This window comes from Acidithiobacillus ferriphilus (assembly GCF_028215975.1).
Classification (GTDB): Bacteria; Pseudomonadota; Gammaproteobacteria; order Acidithiobacillales; family Acidithiobacillaceae; genus Acidithiobacillus; species Acidithiobacillus ferriphilus.
In genome coordinates this window covers 1,124,688-1,146,122 of the sequence record NZ_CP116458.1, presented here as the reverse complement: position 1 = coordinate 1,146,122, position 21,435 = coordinate 1,124,688, and the positions used below count along the sequence as shown (strand labels likewise).

General features: G+C 56.1%; 15 protein-coding genes. 9 read left to right on the top strand and 6 right to left on the bottom strand.

Annotated features, from left to right (window positions below; genetic code table 11):
* Position 1 precedes the first annotated feature (1 nt).
* Both hflX and hfq read right to left on the bottom strand, forming a co-directional pair.
* A complete protein-coding gene (gene hflX / locus PJU76_RS05610) occupies positions 2–1,276 on the bottom strand; it encodes a ribosome rescue GTPase HflX (protein ID WP_271780827.1) in 1,275 nt (424 codons plus the stop codon).
* A 47-nt stretch (positions 1,277–1,323) separates the two neighbouring features.
* Entirely contained in the window at positions 1,324–1,590 is a 267-nt protein-coding gene (gene hfq, locus PJU76_RS05605; protein ID WP_064219824.1) for an RNA chaperone Hfq, read from the bottom strand.
* A gap of 304 nt (positions 1,591–1,894) precedes the next feature.
* Between hfq and ppc the strand changes: the two genes are divergently transcribed.
* Complete coding sequence (ppc, locus tag PJU76_RS05600) at positions 1,895–4,684, top strand: phosphoenolpyruvate carboxylase (protein ID WP_271780826.1); 2,790 nt, start codon at positions 1,895–1,897, stop codon at positions 4,682–4,684.
* An 11-nt stretch (positions 4,685–4,695) separates the two neighbouring features.
* Positions 4,696–5,274: a Maf family protein gene (locus tag PJU76_RS05595; RefSeq protein WP_271780825.1), complete on the top strand. Its 579-nt coding sequence runs from the start codon at positions 4,696–4,698 to the stop codon at positions 5,272–5,274.
* Positions 5,275–5,340: 66 nt separating this feature from the next.
* On the opposite strand, the gene PJU76_RS05590 is transcribed toward PJU76_RS05595, so the two are convergent.
* Positions 5,341–6,123, bottom strand: a complete 783-nt coding sequence (locus PJU76_RS05590) for a tetratricopeptide repeat protein (RefSeq protein WP_271780824.1) — start codon at positions 6,121–6,123, stop codon at positions 5,341–5,343.
* 194 nt (positions 6,124–6,317) lie between these two features.
* Between PJU76_RS05590 and PJU76_RS05585 the strand changes: the two genes are divergently transcribed.
* The 7 genes from PJU76_RS05585 to PJU76_RS05555 all read left to right on the top strand — a co-directional run bounded on the left by PJU76_RS05585 (position 6,318) and on the right by PJU76_RS05555 (position 17,410).
* Complete coding sequence (locus PJU76_RS05585) at positions 6,318–7,871, top strand: efflux transporter outer membrane subunit (protein ID WP_271780823.1); 1,554 nt, start codon at positions 6,318–6,320, stop codon at positions 7,869–7,871.
* A gap of 43 nt (positions 7,872–7,914) precedes the next feature.
* A complete protein-coding gene (locus PJU76_RS05580) occupies positions 7,915–9,006 on the top strand; it encodes an efflux RND transporter periplasmic adaptor subunit (protein ID WP_271780822.1) in 1,092 nt (363 codons plus the stop codon).
* 10 nt (positions 9,007–9,016) lie between these two features.
* Positions 9,017–12,097, top strand: coding sequence for an efflux RND transporter permease subunit (locus tag PJU76_RS05575; RefSeq protein ID WP_271780821.1), 3,081 nt, complete (start codon positions 9,017–9,019; stop codon positions 12,095–12,097).
* 241 nt (positions 12,098–12,338) lie between these two features.
* Complete coding sequence (gene folD / locus PJU76_RS05570; protein ID WP_271780820.1) at positions 12,339–13,205, top strand: bifunctional methylenetetrahydrofolate dehydrogenase/methenyltetrahydrofolate cyclohydrolase FolD; 867 nt, start codon at positions 12,339–12,341, stop codon at positions 13,203–13,205.
* Positions 13,198–15,303 carry a polyphosphate kinase 1 gene (ppk1, locus tag PJU76_RS05565; RefSeq protein WP_271780819.1) on the top strand — a complete coding sequence of 702 codons (2,106 nt, stop codon included), beginning with the start codon at positions 13,198–13,200 and terminating at the stop codon, positions 15,301–15,303. The genes folD and ppk1 overlap by 8 nt, the downstream gene beginning before the upstream one ends.
* Positions 15,304–15,315: 12 nt before the next feature.
* Positions 15,316–15,954: a ParA family protein gene (locus PJU76_RS05560; protein WP_271780818.1), complete on the top strand. Its 639-nt coding sequence runs from the start codon at positions 15,316–15,318 to the stop codon at positions 15,952–15,954.
* Positions 15,938–17,410 carry a CYTH and CHAD domain-containing protein gene (locus PJU76_RS05555; protein ID WP_271780817.1) on the top strand — a complete coding sequence of 491 codons (1,473 nt, stop codon included), beginning with the start codon at positions 15,938–15,940 and terminating at the stop codon, positions 17,408–17,410. The genes PJU76_RS05560 and PJU76_RS05555 overlap by 17 nt, the downstream gene beginning before the upstream one ends.
* Positions 17,411–17,422: 12 nt before the next feature.
* Here PJU76_RS05555 and PJU76_RS05550 read toward each other — a convergent pair whose 3' ends face one another.
* The 3 genes from PJU76_RS05550 to dsbG are packed head-to-tail and all read right to left on the bottom strand — an operon-like array spanning position 17,423 to position 21,268.
* A complete protein-coding gene (locus PJU76_RS05550) occupies positions 17,423–17,764 on the bottom strand; it encodes a hypothetical protein (RefSeq protein WP_064219443.1) in 342 nt (113 codons plus the stop codon).
* 31 nt (positions 17,765–17,795) lie between these two features.
* A complete protein-coding gene (gene pepN / locus PJU76_RS05545; RefSeq protein WP_271780816.1) occupies positions 17,796–20,432 on the bottom strand; it encodes an aminopeptidase N in 2,637 nt (878 codons plus the stop codon).
* Positions 20,420–21,268, bottom strand: coding sequence for a thiol:disulfide interchange protein DsbG (gene dsbG, locus PJU76_RS05540; RefSeq protein WP_271780815.1), 849 nt, complete (start codon positions 21,266–21,268; stop codon positions 20,420–20,422). The genes pepN and dsbG overlap by 13 nt, the downstream gene beginning before the upstream one ends.
* Positions 21,269–21,435: the final 167 nt, after the last annotated feature.

Below are 21,435 nucleotides of genomic sequence, written 5' to 3'. Positions count from 1 at the left end.
CTCAGCCATCGGTCGGTATTGTAGGGGGCGCATCCATCGCCTGACAACCGCTACTGTGCATTTGCGCACGCATGCGCCGCCAAGTGAGGTCATCAATATCAAAAATCAGATGTGCCATGCCCTGATCATCAAAGCTTTCCTCAACAATACTGGCCACGCGATGTAAGCGGGCACGCAAGGCACCCTCTTCAGGCGTCAACGTCAGTTCTGCACGTAGCATGGATCGCCCCACACGCTGCGTCATCGCCCGCAGCAACTCGGGTATACCGGCACCAGAGCGGGCGCTGACACGCACCGCCATCAGGTTGCCAGAGCCTTCATATACATTTCCTGGCGCATCTCCTGTCAAATCCACCTTGTTGAGCACCAACAGACGAGGGATCTCATCTGCGCCGATTTCTGTCAAAACCGCATCCACCGCGGCAATTTGAGCATCACGGTCGGGAGCGCTCCCGTCTACCACATGGAGAAGTAACTGCGCTTGGTTCACCTCTTCCAAAGTCGCACGAAAAGCGGCGATCAAATCCGTCGGCAAATCACGCAAAAAACCGACGGTGTCGGCCAGGAGAATGGCTTCGTGCCCCGCAATTTGCAAACGCCGTATGGCGGGATCGAGGGTCGCAAAAAGGCGATCAGCGGCGTAACTGGAACTTTCCGTGAGGGTATTGAAGAGGGAGGACTTGCCGGCATTCGTATAGCCGACCAAAGCGACCGTTGGTAGTGGTGCCCGCTGACGCGCCCGCCGCTGGGTTGCCCGATGCGCAGCCACTTTGACCAGACGTTCGCGCAGGGAGCGAATACGCTCGCCGATGAGACGACGATCCGTTTCCAATTGTGTCTCACCCGGACCTCTCAATCCGATGCCGCCGCGCTGGCGCTCCAGATGGGTCCAACCGCGGATGAGGCGTGTCCGCAAGCGTGTCAACTGCGCCAATTCCACTTGCAATTTGCCTTCATGGGTATGCGCTCGTCGCGCGAAAATATCGAGGATGAGACCCACCCGGTCGACGACCCGGCACTGGAGGGCGCACTCCAGATTGCGCTCCTGCACAGGACTCAGGACCCGATCGAAGAGCACGAGGTCTACAGACAAGTCGGAAACCTGCTCCGCCAGTTCGGCTACCTTGCCACGCCCCAGAAAAGTCGCCGGGTCGGGACGATCGCGCTGCACGGAAAGGAATGCCAACACCTCCGCGCCGCTGTCTGTGGCCAAATGTGAAAACTCTGCCCCATCGTCGGGATCAGTCTCACCCTGTAATACCACATGGACGAGCAAAATCCGCTCCTGAGGAGCGGCTACAGCAACTGCGGTATTCGTCAGAATCAGGCCTCTTCTTCCGTACTGCTCTCGCCTTCACCTTCTGGCAAGGGCAAACGCACATCGCGACCGGGAACCACCGTAGAAATGGCGTGTTTGTAAATCATCTGACTCACATTGTTGCGCAGCAATACAACGAACTGGTCAAAGGACTCCACAAAGCCTTGCAGCTTGATACCATTCACCAGATAGATGGCGACAGGAACGTGCTCTTTACGCAACAGGTTGAGAAAAGGATCCTGAAGGACTTGTCCTTTTTGTTGTCCGGCCATTTTTTATCTCCTTGAACTATAGCTTCATGGCGCTTCTAGGGTAGTGAAAAAGCCTGTGGGACTCCTTGCACTGCAGGGCAATTAGACTAACTCAAAAACAAAGCAAATGCCATGCTTGTGCAGCCGCGACACAGTACATCTGCCCAGAGCGAAGCGGCAATCAGCTTTTGTCATGAATTGACCTGTCGCACGCTTCCCATTACGTTAGATGCAAAGCCAGACAGCCCCAGGCACCCCTAGTTGTCAGTGGACGACCCGGTGGTCATCGCCCCTGATGTGGCACCAAATAAGAGGAGACGGAACCGTGGAAAAAACGACCATCAATGACAAGGCGCTCCGCGCCCGCGTCAAGCTGCTCGGCAATTTGCTGGGCGAAGTCCTGCGCGAGCAAGCCGGAGCCCGGGTATTCAACGCCGTAGAACAGCTTCGCCAGGGATACATCCGTTTGCACAAAAAAGAGGATCTCCGCCTGCGTAGTCGTCTCGCGCGCTTCATAGATGCGCTGCCCCAAGATGATCTCGTGCTGGTGATACGCGCATTCAATACCTACTTTAGCTTGGTCAACATTGCGGAAGAAGAGTTCCAGCACCTGCATCGCCGCCGCTTGCTACAAAAGAAGGATGGGCTGTGGGTCGGTTCTTTCGAAGAAACCTTCCGCGAACTGCAAAACCAGGGTATCAACTCCGGGCAAATACAATTTCTCTTGGATCAGACGCGCTACCTGCCGGTATTCACGGCACATCCCACCGAATCCAAGCGACGGACGGTACTTCATGGTTTACGCCGCATCTTTGTAGCCAGCAAGATGCTCGACGACCCATCGCTCAATGATGAGGAAGAACAAGATGTTCTCGACAATTTAAAGGCGCAAATCCAGATTCTCTGGGAAACCGAGGAGGTGCGTGCCAACCGACCACAGGTGCAAGATGAGGTCGAGAATGGCCTTTTCTACTTCCGCGATAGCCTCTTTGAAGCGGTACCGCGCACCTATCAGGCGGCGCGGCGTGCGGCGCGACGGGTCTTTGGCAATGACGATATCGACATCCCGGCTTTCATCCGCTTCGGCTCCTGGATCGGTGGTGACCGCGATGGCAATCCCAATGTGACGGCGGCCATTACCGGTTGGGCCTTGCGTACCCAAAGTATCGAAGTGTTGCGTGAATATCAGCGACGCTTAAACGATCTCTACCAACTGCTCGGGCATTCCAGCCGTTTCTGCGCCATTTCTCCCATCCTGCTGGCCTCCCTGGAACGTGATGCCGATGACTTCCCGGAACTCGCCGAATGGGTGGATCAACGCTTTCCCAGCGAGCCTTATCGGCGCAAACTGCGCTACGTGATGACGCGCCTTGATCTGCGGCTCCGGCAGTTGGAAAATGGTCAGGTCCTCAACGAATCCTCTGGTCCGGCTTATGCCGCCGCGGAAGATTTCCTCGACGATCTTCTGCTCGTGCGCGACTCCTTGCGGGGCCATAATGATGACTACATCGCCGATCACGAGGTGCAAGACATCATCTGGCTGGTTCAAACCTTCGGTTTTCATCTGGCCAACCTGGATATTCGTCAGGAATCCACCGTACATTCCCGCACCATCGCTGAGCTTTTCGCAGCCGTGCCCAGCTTCGCCAACTACCTGGAACTGCCGGAAGAAACTCGCCTGCTGGTGCTCTCGGAAGCGCTGCGCCGACCTGGTCCGCTGGTAGAAAAACAGCCCGATCTGTCGCCAATGGCGACCGAGACCTGCGCCATGTTCCGTTGCATCGCCCAGTTGCGTCGTGAAGTCAGCGCAGCCGGTTTCGGCAATTATGTGATCTCCATGACACACGAGGCCAGCCACATCATGGAAGTGCTGGTCCTCGCCAAAGAGTTCGGCCTGGCCGGTTGGTCACGACAAGGGCTCTACAGTGAGATTGCCGTCACGCCACTCTTTGAGACCATCCACGATCTCGAACGCATGGACACGGTGATGTCCACCTTGCTGGACAACCCGGTTTATACCGAAATCCTCCGCAGTCAGGACGACACCCAGGAGGTCATGTTGGGATATTCGGACTCCTGCAAGGATGGCGGCATTCTCTCCTCCAGTTGGTTCCTGTATCAGGCGCAAATGCGACTGGCTGCCCTGGCAGACAAACGCCGGATTCAGGTGCGTATCTTCCACGGCCGCGGCGGCAGCGTGGGGCGCGGCGGCGGCCCCACCTACGAGGCCATTCTGGCCCAACCGCCGGATACGGTGCGTGGACAGATCAAAATCACCGAGCAGGGAGAGGTGCTCTCCTTTAAATATGCCAATCTGGAGACGGCGATTTATGAATTGACCGTGGGCGCGGCCGGTCTCATCAAGGCGAGCGTTGGTTTGGTTCGGTCCGTATCTAGTGACAACCCGGACCACCTGCGGATTATGACGGAGCTAACCCGCACCGGAGAGGCGGTTTACCGTGACCTGACTGAAAACACGCCGGGCTTTATGGATTATTTCTACGAGGCCACCCCGCTTAACGAGATCGCCCACATGAACATCGGGTCGCGTCCCTCCCATCGCCAACGAGGGGATCGTTCCATGTCTTCTATCCGAGCTATCCCATGGATTTTCGCCTGGGCCCAATCGCGGCATATTCTGCCGGCCTGGTATGGACTGGGTTCGGCACTCGCCCAGTGGCGGGAGGACAAGCCGGAGCGCTTGCAAGTTTTACAGGATATGTACCAACAGTGGCCATTCTTTCGGGCACTCATGAGCAATATCATCATGGCCATGGCCAAAACGGATATGGCTATCGCCGGCGAATATGCCGGTTTACCCAGAGATCAGGAGATTGCTGCCGGAATATATCAGAAAATTCGTGCCGAATTCGAGCGCAGCTTGGCCGAGGTGCTCGCCATGACCGAATCAAAGCAACTACTCGCCGACAATCCGACCTTGGCGTTTTCCCTACAGCGACGAAATGTCTACATGGAGCCACTCAACCATATTCAACTCGCCTTGCTGCACCGTTATCGCAACGATGACGCACCGCCCGAGTTCCGCGAGATATGGCTGGACCCCCTGTTGCGCACCATCAATGCCATTTCTGCCGGACAACGCAACACCGGATAAGGAGGAGGTGCGTGTCTCTGCCAGAATTAATCCTCGCGTCCGCCAGCCCTTACCGCCAGGAATTGTTGCAACGTCTGCAAATTCCATTCCGCGTGGAAGCTTCGGCGATCGATGAAACCCCATTACCGGACGAGGCGCCAGAGGCCCTCGTCTGTCGGCTGGCAGAGGCCAAGGCGCAGGCCGTGGCACACCGCAATCCCCAGGCAGTAGTTATCGGCGCCGACCAGATGGCGGTCTGTGGTACCCGCATGCTCGGCAAACCGGGGAATGCCGAACGGGCCGTGGAACAACTGGGCTGGATGCAGGGTCAGGCCGTCGAATTTCTCAACGGCATTGCCATTGCCGCCGCATCCGGCACAGAAATATTTCTAGTGCCCTATCGGATCGTCCTGCGCCCTCTAACGAGCATAGAGATTGAGCGCTATGTGGCGCGAGATCAGCCACTGGACTGCGCCGGAAGTTTCCGCTCCGAGGGGCTGGGCATCAGTCTGGTGAAGCGCATGGAAGGAGAAGACCCCCATGCATTGATGGGCTTGCCACTGATCGCCCTCTGTCGAGGGCTGCGCAAACTCGGTTACCCGCTACCATAACCCCTTGAACGGACATTAAAAAGGGGCATCACAGTGATGCCCCTCCGATTGCGCAAAGCAACTGGCTTAGCCCCAGTTGTCTCCGCCGTCATCCAGCCCGAAGTCGTCATTGGACGCCAACTGGTCATTGCCCCAAGAATCGTCCGTCAAACCCAGGTCATCGTCGCTGCCATCACCGACTGCATTACCCGATTCGTTGTCGTGTCCAAACAGACTTCCTGCCAGTGCCTGCCCGGCTGCCAGTCCGGCGCCCACACCAACACCAGTGGCAATCCCGGAAGCCAGACTGGACCCCAGCCCACCCCCCTGCTGCGGCATGCCGCCCATGGCCCCACCGGGGTTCATGGGACCATAACCGTTCATGCCCCCGAAAGGCGCGGAAGGCTGTCCACGATAAATCATGCTCGCCTGCTGGCGGCGGCGCAAGAACATGGATATCAGCGCAATGAACGCGACGAGCCCCAGGAAAAACGCCAGCACTGTACCCCAGTGACTTTCTTTGCTGACCTTACCAATCGGTTTATTCACATGACTCTGCAATGATTTCTTAAAGGAGGTCAGCACTTGCGCTTTCACAAAGGGCATGTCGGGCGCAAGTTGCTCCGATTTCTGCAAGGCCGCTGCCGCCCCGGCCCAGTTACCCTGACGCGCCAAAATACGCGCTTCCAGATATTGCGCTTCTGCAGATTGCGGATGTGCCACCAATACTTTCCGCATCATGCTCTGCGCTTGGTCCAAACGACCCGCCTGCACAGCCTGCGTGACTTGCGCTACACTCGGCTCAGCCCACGCTGCCGGTGCGACCAGCATCAAGGCAATGGCAATGAGTCCAAAAAATTTTAATTGCATACGCTCCTCCAACCAAAGTGTTGTGATCTGAATATGCGGTGAAACCCTGTCTAAATCAAGAGCATCTTTGCCCGCATCGCTCAGCAACCGGCTCCCTGCGTTTACTACGAGAAAAATGCCGGGTAAGTTTGACAGCAGATGGAATTATCGCCATTATACTGACCGGTCGGTATAGGCCTGTGAGAGGTATTGCTGTGCAAAAACCATTGCCAAGACCCATTGCCGCAGCACTGGCTACCGTGCTGGCAGGGAGTCTGGCGGCCTGCAGCTTCGAGCCGCCGCTGCGTGTTCCCCAAGCGCCACTGGATAAAACACCCTATACCGCTGCTGCGCGCATCAAACAAACGGTAGCGCCCGGGGGTGGTCCTGCTGGCCAGGCTCAGGAGATGGAATATGGCAAAAAACTCCACGAAGAATGGTGGAAGCTCTTTCACGCCAAAGCGCTGGACGAATTGATCGCCGTCGGGCTGAAAAACAGCCCGACCATCGCCCAGGCACAGGCGCAACTGCGCGAAGCGCAGGCCACCGCGAAAGTGAATAGCAGCATTTTTTACCCGCAGATAACCGGCAATCTTCAGGCGAATCGCAGCAAGGCCAGCGCCGCAGCCTTTGGCAGGAGCGGCGGTTTTCACTACTCCCTGATCACCGGCAGCGTCGGCGTTACCTACTACCCGGATATTTTCGGCGTCAACCGCCTAGTGTATCGCAACAGTGAAGCCTTGGTGAAGTATCAACAGTGGGAACTGGAAGCGGCACGGCTGACTCTGACCGGCAACATTGTCACTACCGCCGTCAATGAGGCGGCGACAGAAGGTCAGCTTCGCGCCACCGTGGCCATCATTGCCCAGGAAAAGAAACTTCTGCAACTGACCGAGAGCCAGTACCGGGCGGGAGCCATCGGCTATGTCAGCGTGGTGAATCAACGCAGTCAACTGGCCACTGAAATGGCGACTCTGCCGCCGCTGAAGCAGCAACTTGCCATCTATCGTCATGAACTTGCCATTCTGGTGGGAGACTTTCCTGCGAACGCCAGGCGCCAAAGCTTTACCCTCGAAGAGTTGCGACTACCGGAAAAACTACCGATCAGCCTCCCCTCGCAATTGTTGAAGCAGCGTCCGGATATCCGCGCCGCACTCGCACAGATGCGGGCGGCGAATGCGATGATCGGAGAGGCGCGTGCGCAGTTTTATCCTACCGTCCAACTCAGCGCCGCGTTCGGCGCCACAGCAACGCACCCGGGGCTGTTTTTCAACCCGGTGAGCAGCATCTGGAGCCTGGTGGGTGCCCTGTCGCAACCGATTTTTGAGGGCGGAAAATTGGAGGCGCAGAAAGCCGAAGCGCACGCCGCTTATGACGTAGTATACGCCTCTTACAGAAGTACGGTGCTCAGCGCCTTTGATCAGGTAGCGAATGCCTTGCGCGCGGTGGAGCATGATGCACAGACTCTCGCGGCGCAGCGAGAGGCGTTTCAGGCAGCCACGCAGGCGTTGCAGTTGGCCCAGGCGAGTTATCGGGCGGGAGCCTCTGATTATCTCACCCTGCTGACCTCCGAAGTACAGTATGACCATGCCCGGATTGCTGAAATCAAGGCCGAGTCGCAGCGCTATCAGGATACCGCGGCGCTGCTCGTCGCTCTGGGTGGTGGCTGGTGGAACAAACCGGGGCACCGAGCCCCCCACGCCGCCAGCGCCCCACAAAATTCCCATTCAGATGCCGGTACCTTGCCGGTAACGCAGGCTAACCCATGAGCAATCATGCATTCAGCACAGCCATCCGCCGTGGAGACTGGTCATGAAAAAAGCATTTATTATTGTAACCATCATCCTGCTCATTGTTTTTGGAGGTATTTTTGGCTTCAAGATCTTCGTTAACGAGAAGATTTCCGAGGTCATGGCGCACCTGCCAAAACCCGTCATGACCGTCAGCGCTACTGCGGCCAAGACAGAACTTTGGCATCCTCGCCTGCAGGCCATAGCTTCTCTGACGGCCGTGCAAGGGGTGGAGATCACCCCGCAGATAGCCGGCAATGTGACCGCCATTCATTTTCGTTCTGGTCATTATGTCCAGGCAGGCACGGTGCTGGTGCAAATTGACGACAGCAACCAGCTGGCACAACTGGCGAGCGATGAAGCACAGCTTCGTCTGGCACGGATCAATCTACACCGCACCCACGAACTGATTGCCACCAAAGCCGCCAGCCAATCACAACTGGATTCCGCCGTGGCCACGTACCAAAGCAGCGTGGCTACGCTCAAAAATATTCGTGCGACACTAAACAAGTTGGCCATCCGCGCGCCCTTCAGCGGTTATCTGGGCATCCGCCAGGTGAATATCGGGCAATATCTCACACCCGGCACCAAGATTGTCGACCTGCAATCCTGGGATCCGCTCCATGCGGATTTCACCTTACCGCAAAGTAAGCTACGGGATATTCATGTGGGCACGCGGGTGCAAGTCGAAACCAATGCACGCCCGGGTCAGATTTTCGACGGAAAAGTGACCGCATTGGGAGCATCGGTGAACAGCGCGACACGGCAAATTGCGGTGCAGGCCACCATTGCCAATCCGCAAGGTGTATTGCGCCCCGGACTTTTTGGCGAGATCACCGTAATCCGCAATATCGAAGAAAAAGTGTTGACGGTGCCCGTCTCCGCTCTTTCTTATAACACCTTCGGCAACTATGTGTATGTGGTTAAAAAGGCGACGCAGGATGGCAAGACCGTGGAAGTTGCTCATCAACAAGTCATCAAGAGCGGCAAGGAGCGTAATGGACAGGTGAGCATCGTCACCGGCCTTAAGGCCGGTGATATGGTCGTCACTGCGGGGCAGGTAAAACTGGTGGATGGCAGTCTCGTCAAGATCAGCAACGAGAAAGATGCATGAGGCGTAGAACATGACCTTTACCGATATTTTTGTTCGCCGCCCGGTACTGTCTACCGCCCTGAGCCTCGTCATTTTTCTGCTGGGTTTGCACGCCTATTCGATGATGCCAGTCCGTGAATATCCGGCCCTCGTCAACACGGTCATCAGCATAAAGACCGCATACCCCGGCGCCAGCCCAAATACCGTACAAGGCTTCATCACCGCACGTCTGGAAAAAGTGATCGCCAGCGCACCAGATATAGACTACATGACCGCCAACAGCTCGGACGGTTCCTCAACCATCACCGTGTACATGCGGTTGAATTACAGCCCCAACGCAGCGCTCGCCAACATCCAATCGAAAGTGCAGCAGGTAACGGATCAGTTACCGGCTGGCAGTCAACTACCGGTCATCAGCGTAACGAATGGTCACCTGACCGATCTGCTGTATGTCGCCTTCTACAGCCAGGAACTCAGTCAGCAGCAAATTACCGACTATCTGCTGCGGGTAGCACAACCGCGACTGGCCTCGGTACCGGGCGTAGGCGAAGCGCAGATCCTGCCACCGGGCGCCGGTAATGGGAATACCTACGCGATGCGGGTGTGGTTGAATCCGCAGAAAATGGCGGCGTTAGGCATTACCGCCGCGCAGGTTTCACAAGCGTTGGCCGCGAACGATTTCATTTCCGCTGTCGGACAAACACGGGGAAAGACGGTCCAAAACACCATCGTCGCGACCACCGATCTGCATAATGTAGGCGAATTCCGCAACCTGGTTCTGCGCCAGTCTGGCAACACCTTGATCCGTCTCAAGGACGTAGCCAAAGTCGAACTCGGTGCACAGGATTACACCTCTCAGGCCTTTTTTGATGGCAAACCAGCGGCATTTATCGGTATTCAGGAGGCGCCTTCGGCCAACTCTCTGAATGTGGCTTCCGGGGTGAAAGCATCGTTGGCACAACTGTCAAAAAGCCTGCCACCCGGAGTGCATATGGCCATTCCTTATGACGCCAGCACTTTCATCAAGGCTTCCATCGATGAAGTCGTCATGACCATTGGAATTACCCTTGCCGTGGTGGTGCTGGTCATTTTCCTCTTCCTGGGTTCCTTCCGTGCAGTACTCATACCCGCGATCGCCATCCCCCTGTCTATTGTGGGCGCCGGCCTGATCACCTGGTTCATGGGCTTCACCATCAACCTGCTGACCCTATTGGCAGTGGTTTTGGCCATCGGACTGGTGGTGGACGACGCCATCATCATCGTAGAGAACGTACATCGGCATATTGATGAAGGGAAAACCCCTTTTACAGCGGCTTTAATGACCGGACGGGAGCTGGGAGGGCCGATCATCGTCATGTCCACCACGCTCATCGCCGTATTCGCCCCCATCGGATTTATGGGAGGACTGACGGGCAGTCTGTTTAGTGAATTCGCGTTTACGCTGGTGGCTACGGTTCTAGTGTCCATGATCGTAGCGCTCACATTATCGCCGATGCTCTCCAGTAAGATATTACACCCAACCAGGGAACATGGCTTTGAACACTTTATCGAGCAACGCTTCACTGGTCTGCGCAATTTCTACGACCGTATTTTAGGTAACACACTGAATTATGTGCCGGTCACCATGCTCTTTGCCGCGGTGGTATTCGGAAGTATCTACTTTTTGTTTAGCACCTCGAAATCCGAATTGGCCCCAGCCGAAGATCAGGGCATCATTTTTAATGCCGGCACGGGCGGCCCAACCATTACGCCGGATCGGCTGGCCAATGATGGACAACAGGTTCTAAAGGTGTTGAATAAATATCCTGAAACCAGGGCAACCTTCATGGTCACCGGCATATCGGTGGGCAGCGGCGGCGGCTCCAACAGCCTGTTCGCCGGCATGAACCTGACGAATTGGGACAAACGCTCCACGACGGCGATGCAATTGCAGCCACAGACCCAGCGCGCCCTGCAAAGTGTCCCGGGACTCCAGGTAGCCTCATTTTTACCACCGTCTCTGCCCGGTTCGGCAGGCGGTCTGCCGGTGCAATTTGTGCTGCAGAGTCCAGGCAGCTACGGCAAAATCGATCAGGTGGCTAGCCAATTGATCGCAAAAGCTTACAAAAGCGGTTTGTTTTTCTATGTCACCAAGGACTTGCGTATCGACAATCCTGAAATCGTGTTGAAGATCAATCGGAATATGGCCGCCACCCTTGGGCTGACCATGGCGAACATCGCCCAGGATCTACAGCCCCTGCTGGGCGGCAACTATGTTAATCGTTTCGATATGGAAGGCCGCAGCTACAAGGTCATTCCCCAGGTCCCGGACCATTTCCGCCTCGATCCGGCCGCCTTGAAGCAATATTACATCGCCACCGGTAGCGGTCAGATGGTACCCTTATCTACCGTAGTTTCCATTGAAACCAAGGTCGAACCGCAATACTTGCCACAGTTCCAGCAACTCAACTCGGCAACCATTCAGGCGGTGCCCAAGCCTGGCGTTACCTTGGGCGAGTCCTTACGGTTCTTCAAGGTTGCGGCAGAAAAAATCATGCCCAAGGATTTTTCTCTGAACTATGCGAGTCAATCTCGTGAATACATGCAAGAGTCGGGTGCATTGCTGACCACCTTTGCACTGGCCATCATCCTGATTTATTTGTTGCTGGCCGCACAGTTCGAGAGTTTCCGCGACCCGCTGATCGTGCTGATCACGGTACCCATGTCCATCAGTGGTGCGTTGATTTTCATCAGCCTGGGGCTGGCCTCCATCAACATCTATACAGAATTAGGGCTGATTACACTGATTGGTCTGATCGCCAAGCAAGGCATTCTTATCGTGCAGTTCGCCAATGAAATTCAGAAGAAAGAAGGACTCAACAAGCGCGAAGCCGTGCAGAAGGCCTCCAGCATTCGTTTGCGTCCCATCCTCATGACTACAGGGGCGATGGTGCTGGGCGTTCTACCCTTGCTGCTAACGGGCGGACCTGGCTCGATCAGTCGCTTCCAGATGGGCTTGGTGATCTTTACGGGCTTAGGTATTGGCGCTTTCTTCTCGCTCTTCGTGGTGCCAGCCATGTATATGCTGGTCGCCAAGGATTTACACGCGCCCAGGAACACCCAGGAAGTCTGACGGAAGCAGGCTGTTTGGCGCAATGGAGCTGACCGGGGTGCTGATTGGGATCCCGGTTTTTTCACTTGACAAGACGGAAGGTGGCCAGAAGAATACTGGTAAACATTCTCGCTAGTCTTGTTGGGGGACATCCGATTTTCCGCTCCCTGCCGGGTTGACTGGTTCGCCATTCGCACACAGGTAAATTTTTCATGGGTCACAAATTCTTCCTGAGCATTGAGACCTTGGCAAAGAGGTCCTGGTGACTGCGCAACGCATCGATGGCAAATCTATAGCCAAAAAAATACAGGCGGAGGTCACCCATCGCAGTCAAGCCTTTCTCCAGCGTCATGGACGCTCCCCTGGCCTTGCGGTAGTGCTGGTCGGGACCGATCCGGCGTCTCAGGTTTATGTGCAAAAAAAACGGAATACCTGTGCTTCAGTAGGCATCAATTCTTTTTCTGCCAATCTTCCCGCAGACAGCACGCCACAACATCTCCTGGCCCATATTGCCGAATTAAACGCCAATAATGCCGTGGATGGCATTCTGGTGCAGTTGCCCCTGCCCCCGCATTTTGATCCTGAAGAAATCATTGAAGCCATTGCTGTCGACAAGGATGTCGATGGCTTTCACCCCTATAATGTCGGCCGCCTTGCGCTGCGCGCGCCACTGCTGCGCTCCTGTACGCCCGCCGGGATCATGACATTGCTTCATAAAACCGGCATAGAGCTCAGAGGGAAAGAAGCGGTGATTGTCGGCGCATCCAATATTGTCGGGCGGCCTATGGCACTGGAGCTCCTCCTGGCCGGGGCGACGGCGACCGTCTGCCACCGTTTCACCCGCGATCTTGCGGCCCATGTGGGGCGCGCCGAACTACTCGTCGCGGCGGCAGGCAAACCGGGACTGATACCTGGTGAGTGGGTTCGTGAAGGAGCCGTGGTCATTGATGTAGGCATCAATCGTCTTCCAGATGGGCGTTTGACCGGTGATGTAGACTTTGCCGGTGCGGAGCAACGTGCGGCATGGATCACTCCAGTCCCTGGCGGGGTCGGCCCCATGACGGTAGCCACACTCTTGCAGAATACCCTGTTTGCGGCAGAGCGACGCATGGGACACGCACATGAATGAAGCACCTGCCCAGCAAAAATCTGCTGCGGCGCCCTCGCTGGACAATCCCGATCTCTACTTCAACCGCGACCTCAGCATCCTCGAATTTAACCGCCGGGTACTCGCGTTGGCGGATGATCCACATGTACCCCTGCTGGAACGTTTACGTTATCTGACCATCGTCTCCAACAATCTGGACGAATTTTTTGAAGTACGCATGGCAGGGCTTCTGCAGCGGCGCAAATTTGGTGCGGGTCCTTCGGGGCCGGATATGCTCGGACCAAATATCGAAATTGAAGCCGTATCCGAAATGGCCCATGAGATTATCTCTGCGCAATATCACTGCCTGAACCAACGGCTGATACCTGCCCTGGCCCAAGAGGGTATCCGTCTGTTGCGTCGACGCGAATGGCAGGCCGCGCAAAAACGCTGGATCAGCAACTATTTTCAGAGTGAAGTCCTCCCTCTGCTCACCCCCTTGAGCCTTGACCCAGCCCACCCCTTTCCCAAGGTACAGAACAAAGGACTAAATTTTGCCATCGCCCTGGAGGGCCAGGATGCTTATGGGCGGCATAGCCCCATCGCCATCGTGCAGGCACCGCGGATATTGTCGCGTATCATCCAGATTCCAACGCACCTGGCCGGTCCGCATGATTTCGTGTTTCTCTCCTCCATCATTCACGAACATGTGCAAACCCTTTTTCCGGGCCTGACGATACAAGGTTTTTATCAATTTCGGGTAACCCGCAATAGTGAACTCTTCGTGGACGAAGAGGAGGTGGACAACCTCCTCGATGCGATCGCTGATGAATTACCGATGCGTCCTTTTGGTGAGGCGGTACGGCTGGAAGTCGCCAGCAACTGTCCGCGCGAGGTTATCGATTACCTCTTGAAGCATTTTGAACTTGGTGAGGATAATCTGTATTCGCTGCCGGGTCCCGTGAATCTATCACGGCTGGCCGCCATCATCGACATGGTTCCTCGCCACGATCTGCTCTTCCCACCCTTTGTAGCCGGCCTGCCCTCAGTCTGTATGCGCCCGGAGAATATATTTGCCCAACTCCGCGAGGCACCCATTCTCCTCCATCACCCTTACCAGAGCTTCAATCCGGTACTGGATTTTCTCCGCCAAGCGGCCAATGATCCGCAAGTCATCGGTATCAAACAGACGTTATACCGCACCACCCCGGACTCTCCCATCATTGATGCACTGATAGAAGCGGCAATGGCGGGTAAGCAGGTCACTGCCGTGGTCGAGCTCAAGGCCCGCTTTGACGAAGCCAATAACATTCGCATGGCGGAGCGCCTGGAAGAAGTGGGTATACAGGTGGTGTACGGCGTGGTCAACCATAAGGTACATGCCAAGATGATCCTGGTCCTACGCCGTGAGGAGGATGGGGTTCGCCTCTATGGGCATCTGGGTACCGGCAATTATCATCCTCGTAATGCGCGGATTTATACCGATCTTAGCCTGCTCACCACACATGCTGACATCACGGCCGACATGAACGATCTGTTCATGCACATCACCGGCATGGGTAAGGCACCGCAACTGCGTTGCCTGCTGCAAAGTCCCTTTACCATGTTCAGCGGGATATGTGATGCCATTGAGGCAGAGACCCGGCTCGGCGTGAAAGGCCGCATCATCGCGCGGGTGAATGCGCTGGTCGAACCAGACCTGATTCGCGCCCTGTACCGGGCCTCCCAGGCCGGAGTGGAAATCGACTTGGTGGTGCGCGGTGCCTGTGCCCTACGTCCCGGCATACCCGGTGTCTCTGAATGTATCCGGGTGCGTTCCATTGTCGGTCGCTTTCTCGAACACAGCCGTGTCTACTACTTCGGGAATGACGGACATCCCAAGCTTTGGATGTCGAGCGCCGACTGGATGGGACGCAACCTCTTTCGCCGTCTGGAAGTCGCGGTGCCCATTCTCGATCCCGACTTGCGCGCACGCATACTCAAAGAAACCCTTCAGCTCTACCTGGAGGATGACTGTAACGCTTGGGTCATGCGTGCCGATGGTACGTATGATTTTCTGCGTAACCCCCCCGATGCCACCTGTAAATCAGCTCAGGATCATTTACTGGAACACTACGACAGGAGTAGCCAGCATGTGTGACAAGGTTTCGTCGTGATCCGGGTACTGGTGCTCAACAGCAAAGGAGGTGCCGGCAAGACGACAGTTGCCACCAACCTCGCCAGTTTGCTGGCACTGCGCGGTTCGGTACTGCTCGCTGACCTGGATCCGCAGCGCTCGTCCAGCACCTGGGCCGAGCGACGGTCGGAGCAACTGCCAAAGCTGTCCATCATTGCCGATGCTGATCGGGATTTCCGTGGTTATCCAACGAGCGATTTCGTCGTCTTTGATGCCCCTGCTGGCCTGAAAAAAGGACGTCTGGAAGATATGCTTGATGAGGTGGAGGTGCTGTTGATACCTATCGGTCCCTCTTCTTTTGACATGGACGCCAGCCGTCTTTTCCTGGAAAAACTGAATGATATCAAACGATTTCGCAAAGGCAAGGTGCGCATGGGCGTTATTGCCAACCGCGTGAATGCGCGTACCAAGGGCGGACAGCGTCTGCAACTATTTCTGTCAGATTTGCAGTTACCGGTGGTGGCCACCCTACGTGATAATCAACTCTATGTGCGAGCCGCGCAACTGGGCGCGGGCATAGCGGATTTGAGGATGGCGGAAACCCGCGCTGAATTACCGCAATGGGCGCAGCTCCTGCGCTTTGTACTGGAGGGGAAGCGTGGAACAGGAGCTTAAACTACAGATACTCGATCCGTCCCCTGCCGCCTGGACAAAAATCAGTCAGCATCCTCTGCTGGCACTGGGTACAACTTCCCCTTTGCAACTCCACGCTTTCTATTATGATAGCCGTGATGGCGCCTTGCAGCGCGCCCGGCTAGCCTACCGTGTACGTCGAGAAGGGAAAGAGTGGGTGGCCACCCTCAAGGCCGAAGGTCAATCCACTGGCGGACTGCATCAGCGCCCCGAATGGAATGTCACCGTATTCTCCTCCGAAGCTGATCTCCGGGTGTTTACTGACCCGGATGCTGTGGCGTTACTCACGCCCTTTTTGGGTTTGGTCTTGCAAGTCATCCTCGAAACCCGTTTTGAACGGCTGGAGAGTCGGGTGGATCGCGTGGACGGCAGCCAGATTCTGGTCGCACTGGATCGCGGAGAAATCGTTGCCAACGGCGGCTTACGTGAACCTATTCTCGAAGTAGAGTTGGAATTGGCAGCAGGAGAGGCTGCCGCGGTATTAGAGATGGGCGCGGAACTGTGCCTCGATCTGCCGCTGCTGCCCGATGGGGAAAGCAAGATGCTTCGGGGCTTGCATCTCGCCGGGCTGATACCGGCCGAGGTCGGTGCGACGCGCTACCAAACACCACCGCTACGCCGCCACGAAAATGCCGGAAAAGCATTCAGCCGCCTGCTGATCCAACAAAGTCAACAAGCGATTAGCGAAGCCCGGCGACATTCAGCCGATAATAGCACGAAGACCTTACATCAGTTGCGCAAAACCGTCCGTAGCCTGCGCGCGCTGCTGCGTTTCTGCCGGGCTCTGGATGCTGACAACCATCTCGCTAGCACCGCTCAGGAATTGGCTGACTGGTTTCATCAACAAAATATACGACGTGACCATGAAGTGCTTGCCATGTATTGGGAAGCGTTGGCCACGGCTACGGGCAGCGAAGTGATCCCGCTGCATAGTTGGTTGATAGAGCAAGCCGAGGCAACACCTGCCCATCTCGGCCAATGCGTCGCCGCAATTCTGAAGCTTTGGGCACGGCTGCTGCGTGCAGCACTATACAGTGATCAGGATCTACAACACTACGCAGAAATGCATCTGCGGCGTCAGGATCGCCAATTAATGGCGGCGGGAGCCGCGGCCAAGACCGCCACCAGTTTTCATGCTTTGCGCATACGCATCAAGAACTGGCGCTATGTGATCATCGCCCTTGGTGATATATGGCCCAGCAAAGACAGTAAAACACTGCTCAAACTGCTGTCAGCCCTACAAGAAATCTCCGGTGCTGTCCATGACGCCGATATGGCAGGACAGCATCTGGCGGGACTGGCTACCAGCCGCAAGCACGGGCTCGCTTTCAGTGCGGGGATGCTGATGGGCTATCTCCATGCACGGGAGAGCCGACAACGCAAAAAATTCTCCAGATATTGGGAGCGGCTGGAGAACGCCCCACGGCCGTGGGGCTGATTCCGTCAGTATTTAATCCAACCCCTCGCGCTTGTGTTCGGTCATATGCGCAATCAAGGCAATTTCGTGGGCCAGACAATATTGCGGTTCTGTTACTCCCCACTCGCGCGCCTGCTCCAGATCATAAGTGTCAGTGTCGCAGACCTGCTCCAGTTGCTGACAGTTCAGACTCTCGCTTAAGAAACCCGCCACCTCGGCGATCTGGTTATTGCCCAGAACACTGACCGCCTCGCCGAGCGTGAGATTCATCTTGCCACTTAACTGCTCCGCAACCGCCATTGTTGCTGCATCCAGGCTGTTTTCGTCCTTCAGCAGGAATGCTCTGGAGAGGGCAAGTTGACGATCTATAGACATCTTTTATGTCTCCTTATCTCTTTGAATATATTTAATGTTTAGTGGGATGAGAACGCTGTATGACTTCTGCCAAGTCGCGGGAAAGCTTAGGCTTGCCCGCGAGCATTTTCAAGGCTTCGCCCATAGCCTGTTGACGTGGAGCATCATAACGCTGCCAACGGCTCAGGGGTGTTGCCAGACGCGCCGCCGTCTGTGGATTAAGATCGTCAAGACGACGAAGTTGTTCCGCGTAAAAGGCATAGCCCGAACCATCTGCGGCATGGAAAACCGTGGGATTAGCGGCAAAAGCACCAAGCACTGCACGTACCCGATTGGGTACCCGCCAATCAAAGGCAGGATGCACGAGCAAATGCTCTACCTGACGCAAGGTTTCCGGGCGTGGCGTGGCTGCCTGTATCGCAAACCATTTGTCGATCAGCAGCGGGTATTCATGCCACTTTCGGTAAAAGTCGAGCAGGATATCCTCGGCATCATGGTGGCGATGCTGTACCAGCAACTGAAAAGCGGCCAAGCGGTCCGTCATGTTATCGGTCTGGGCATATTGCTGACGGGCGTACAGGGCCATCTCCTCGTGACCTTCGTGGTCGCCGGCAATCAAATAACTCAGGGCCAGGTTACGCAGACGCCGACGACCGATAGACAAACCGTCGCGCTGATAGGTCGCGGCAAGATCGTGATACAACCCCATCCACTCGGGCACGAACTGCATACCGATGGTGCGCATCAAGCTGTCGCGCGCGTGGTGAACGGCTTCGACGGCAATCACTGGCATCTGCTCGCCGATATACTCCTCGCTGGGGAGTGAAAGCAGTTCGGCACGGAAGGCCGGGTCTATCTGTGCATCACCTAAAGTCGCCGCGACAGCATGCCGCAGGGCGCCTGGCAGTGAGGCAAGCGATGCATCAGCCACGGTGGCAAGTAAGGCTTTTACCGCAAGGTCCTGGATACTCTCCCAGCGATTGAAGGGGTCATCATCGTGGCTGGCCAAAAAACTACGGGCATCGTCATCCAACGGACTTTCGAGGCGCACCGGTGCAGAGAAGCCGCGCAAAAGGGAGGGAATCACTGGATCAGGCAGGTTGTCAAAAGTCCATGACTGTTCAGTCTGCTCCAGTAAAAGTATGCTTTCACGCTCAGTTCCATTCAGCGGGACCCGTTGCCCCTGGGTGTTGAGCAGCGCCATACGCACGGGGATCGGTACCGGCTCTTTAACGGGCTGCCCAGGCGTTGCCGGGGTTTCCTGACGCAGGGTGAGGGTATAGCTATGCCGGGCCGGATCATAGCTACCGGTCGCGCGCAGGATCGGTGTTCCCGCCTGACTATACCAGCGACGGAAACCGGAGAGATCGCGCTGGTTGGCATCCTCCATGGCGGCGACAAAGTCTTCAATGGTAACCGCCTGACCATCGTGTCGCTGAAAATAGAGATCCATGCCCTGGCGAAATTGTGCTTTACCCAACAGAGTGTGGATCATCCGCACCAGTTCGGCGCCTTTTTCGTAGACCGTCGCCGTGTAGAAATTATTGATTTCGGAATAGGCATCGGGCCGCACCGGGTGCGCAAGGGGGCCGGCATCCTCCGGGAACTGGGCAGCGCGCAAACGGCGCACATCACCGATGCGCTGAACACCGCGGGAATTCTGATCGGCACTGAACTCCTGATCGCGAAACACGGTCAGGCCCTCCTTGAGACTCAACTGAAACCAGTCACGCAACGTCACCCGATTGCCGGTCCAGTTGTGGAAATATTCGTGGGCAATAACTGACTCAATGCCCTGATAGTCGTTGTCCGTAGCGGTCTCCGGGCTGGCAAGCACATATTTCGCATTAAAAATGTTGAGGCCTTTATTCTCCATCGCGCCCATATTGAAGCTGTCGGTAGCAACAATCATGTAGCGGTCCAGATCGTATTCCCGACCATAGACCTCCTCATCCCAGTGCATGGCGCGCTTGAGGCTGTCCATGGCCTGGACGCAGGCGCCGGTGTCACGTTCGGCCACATAGATTTCCAGCACCACGTCCCGTCCGGAAGCGGTACGGTACTGATCGCGAACCACCGCCAGATCACCAGCCACCATGGCGAAGAGGTATGCCGGTTTGGGATAAGGATCTTCCCAGCGGGCCCAGTGCCAGCCGTCTTCCTCATCACCCGTGGCCATACAGTTGCCGTTGGCGAGCAGCACCGGGCAATTTTTTTGTGGGGCGTGCAGGGTGACCGTGAAGCGGGCGAGGCAATCAGGACGATCCAGGGTGTAGGTAATGCGCCGGAACCCCTCCGCTTCACATTGGGTCAAGAATTGCCCGCCCGCATGATAGAGGCCGGAAAGCGTGGAGTTGGCCGCAGGATGTATGCGTACCCTGCTTTCCAGAACGAAAGATTCCGGAGGATTCAACAGCACCAATCCCGCGTCGGTCAGTCGATATTCATGCTCTGCCAGAGTCCGGCCATCCCGCTGGAGATTCAACAGTTCCAGGGACTCGCCGTCCAGATGCAATTCGGTAACCGGCGCCGTAGCGGTGCATTGAAAATGAAGACAGGCAGACACCTCAGTATTTTCCGGGTCCAAACGCAGATCAAGGGCGATTTCAGAGACCTGATAACTAGGTACTTTGTAATCGCCGCGCTGAACCACGACTGCGTTTGTCCCGGATATGGTCACTTCTGGCATGCTCCATTTTGCAGGTTACCGATGTGTGCAACAAAATTTTTGAGGCTTTCTTTGTTCAAGCCATGTATCAGGGTGGCCGCACCTTTTTGATCGCAGTAGATCAGGGTGGGGGTAGCCATTTCACCGCTCTCACCGAGCAGCCTGGTATTATTTTTTACGGCGCTAACGGTGGCCATGCCGGGATTTCGAGCAGGCTCGATACCTCCCTCTTCCGTTCCCTCATTAAAGCTATTTTCGTTTTCCGCCATAGCGATAGCGGGGTCCTTGGCACCAAGAATAGCAGCGGCTTTAGGACCACTGCTCTTTTTGAGGAACGCCACCACCACATAACGCACTCTGAGCTTGCCGGCGTCAATCAGTGGCTTAGCCTCTTCATAAAACTTGTGGCAGAAAATGCAATCAGGATCAACAAAAGCGATCACCTCAGGTCCACTGGTGCCCAGCACAAAGCTGTCGGTATGAGCAGCCTTTGCGGCCATGGTCGCAGGGCTTGCCGGCTTGGGAATCAGACCAAGCTTCAGCATCGCCGCATGCGCTTCGTCCGTACCTTGCGTATTCAGGACCGGGCCGGCAACCAGATATTTGCCATCCGCAGTGGCAAAGGCAATGGTCGGACGTCCTTCCAGAGTCACTTCGATCCCGGTTAATCCACCGGGGCCGGGGAACACCTTCTCAGCCTTGGCCTGCCCATGGGTCACGGATCCCAGCAAGCTTTCCGCGGCGCCAAGGCTGACTTCCGTTCCCATCTGGGGCATTGCAAAACGGTCCACGACAGCGCCGGTAAGGCCGCCGATGATAAAAAGAGCCACGGCCAACGCAATGGATTTTTTCTCCATGAATGGATACGTCCTTATATTTTGGTGAGATGTAATGACGAATGACGATATGCTGGGATTCTAAACCTGTGCCCATAGTAAAAGCCAGACGACCACCATCCATTAAAGTCGCCCTGAATCACTAGGGGCCCCATACCCAGACATTGGTTCCCGTCAGAAAACATGCC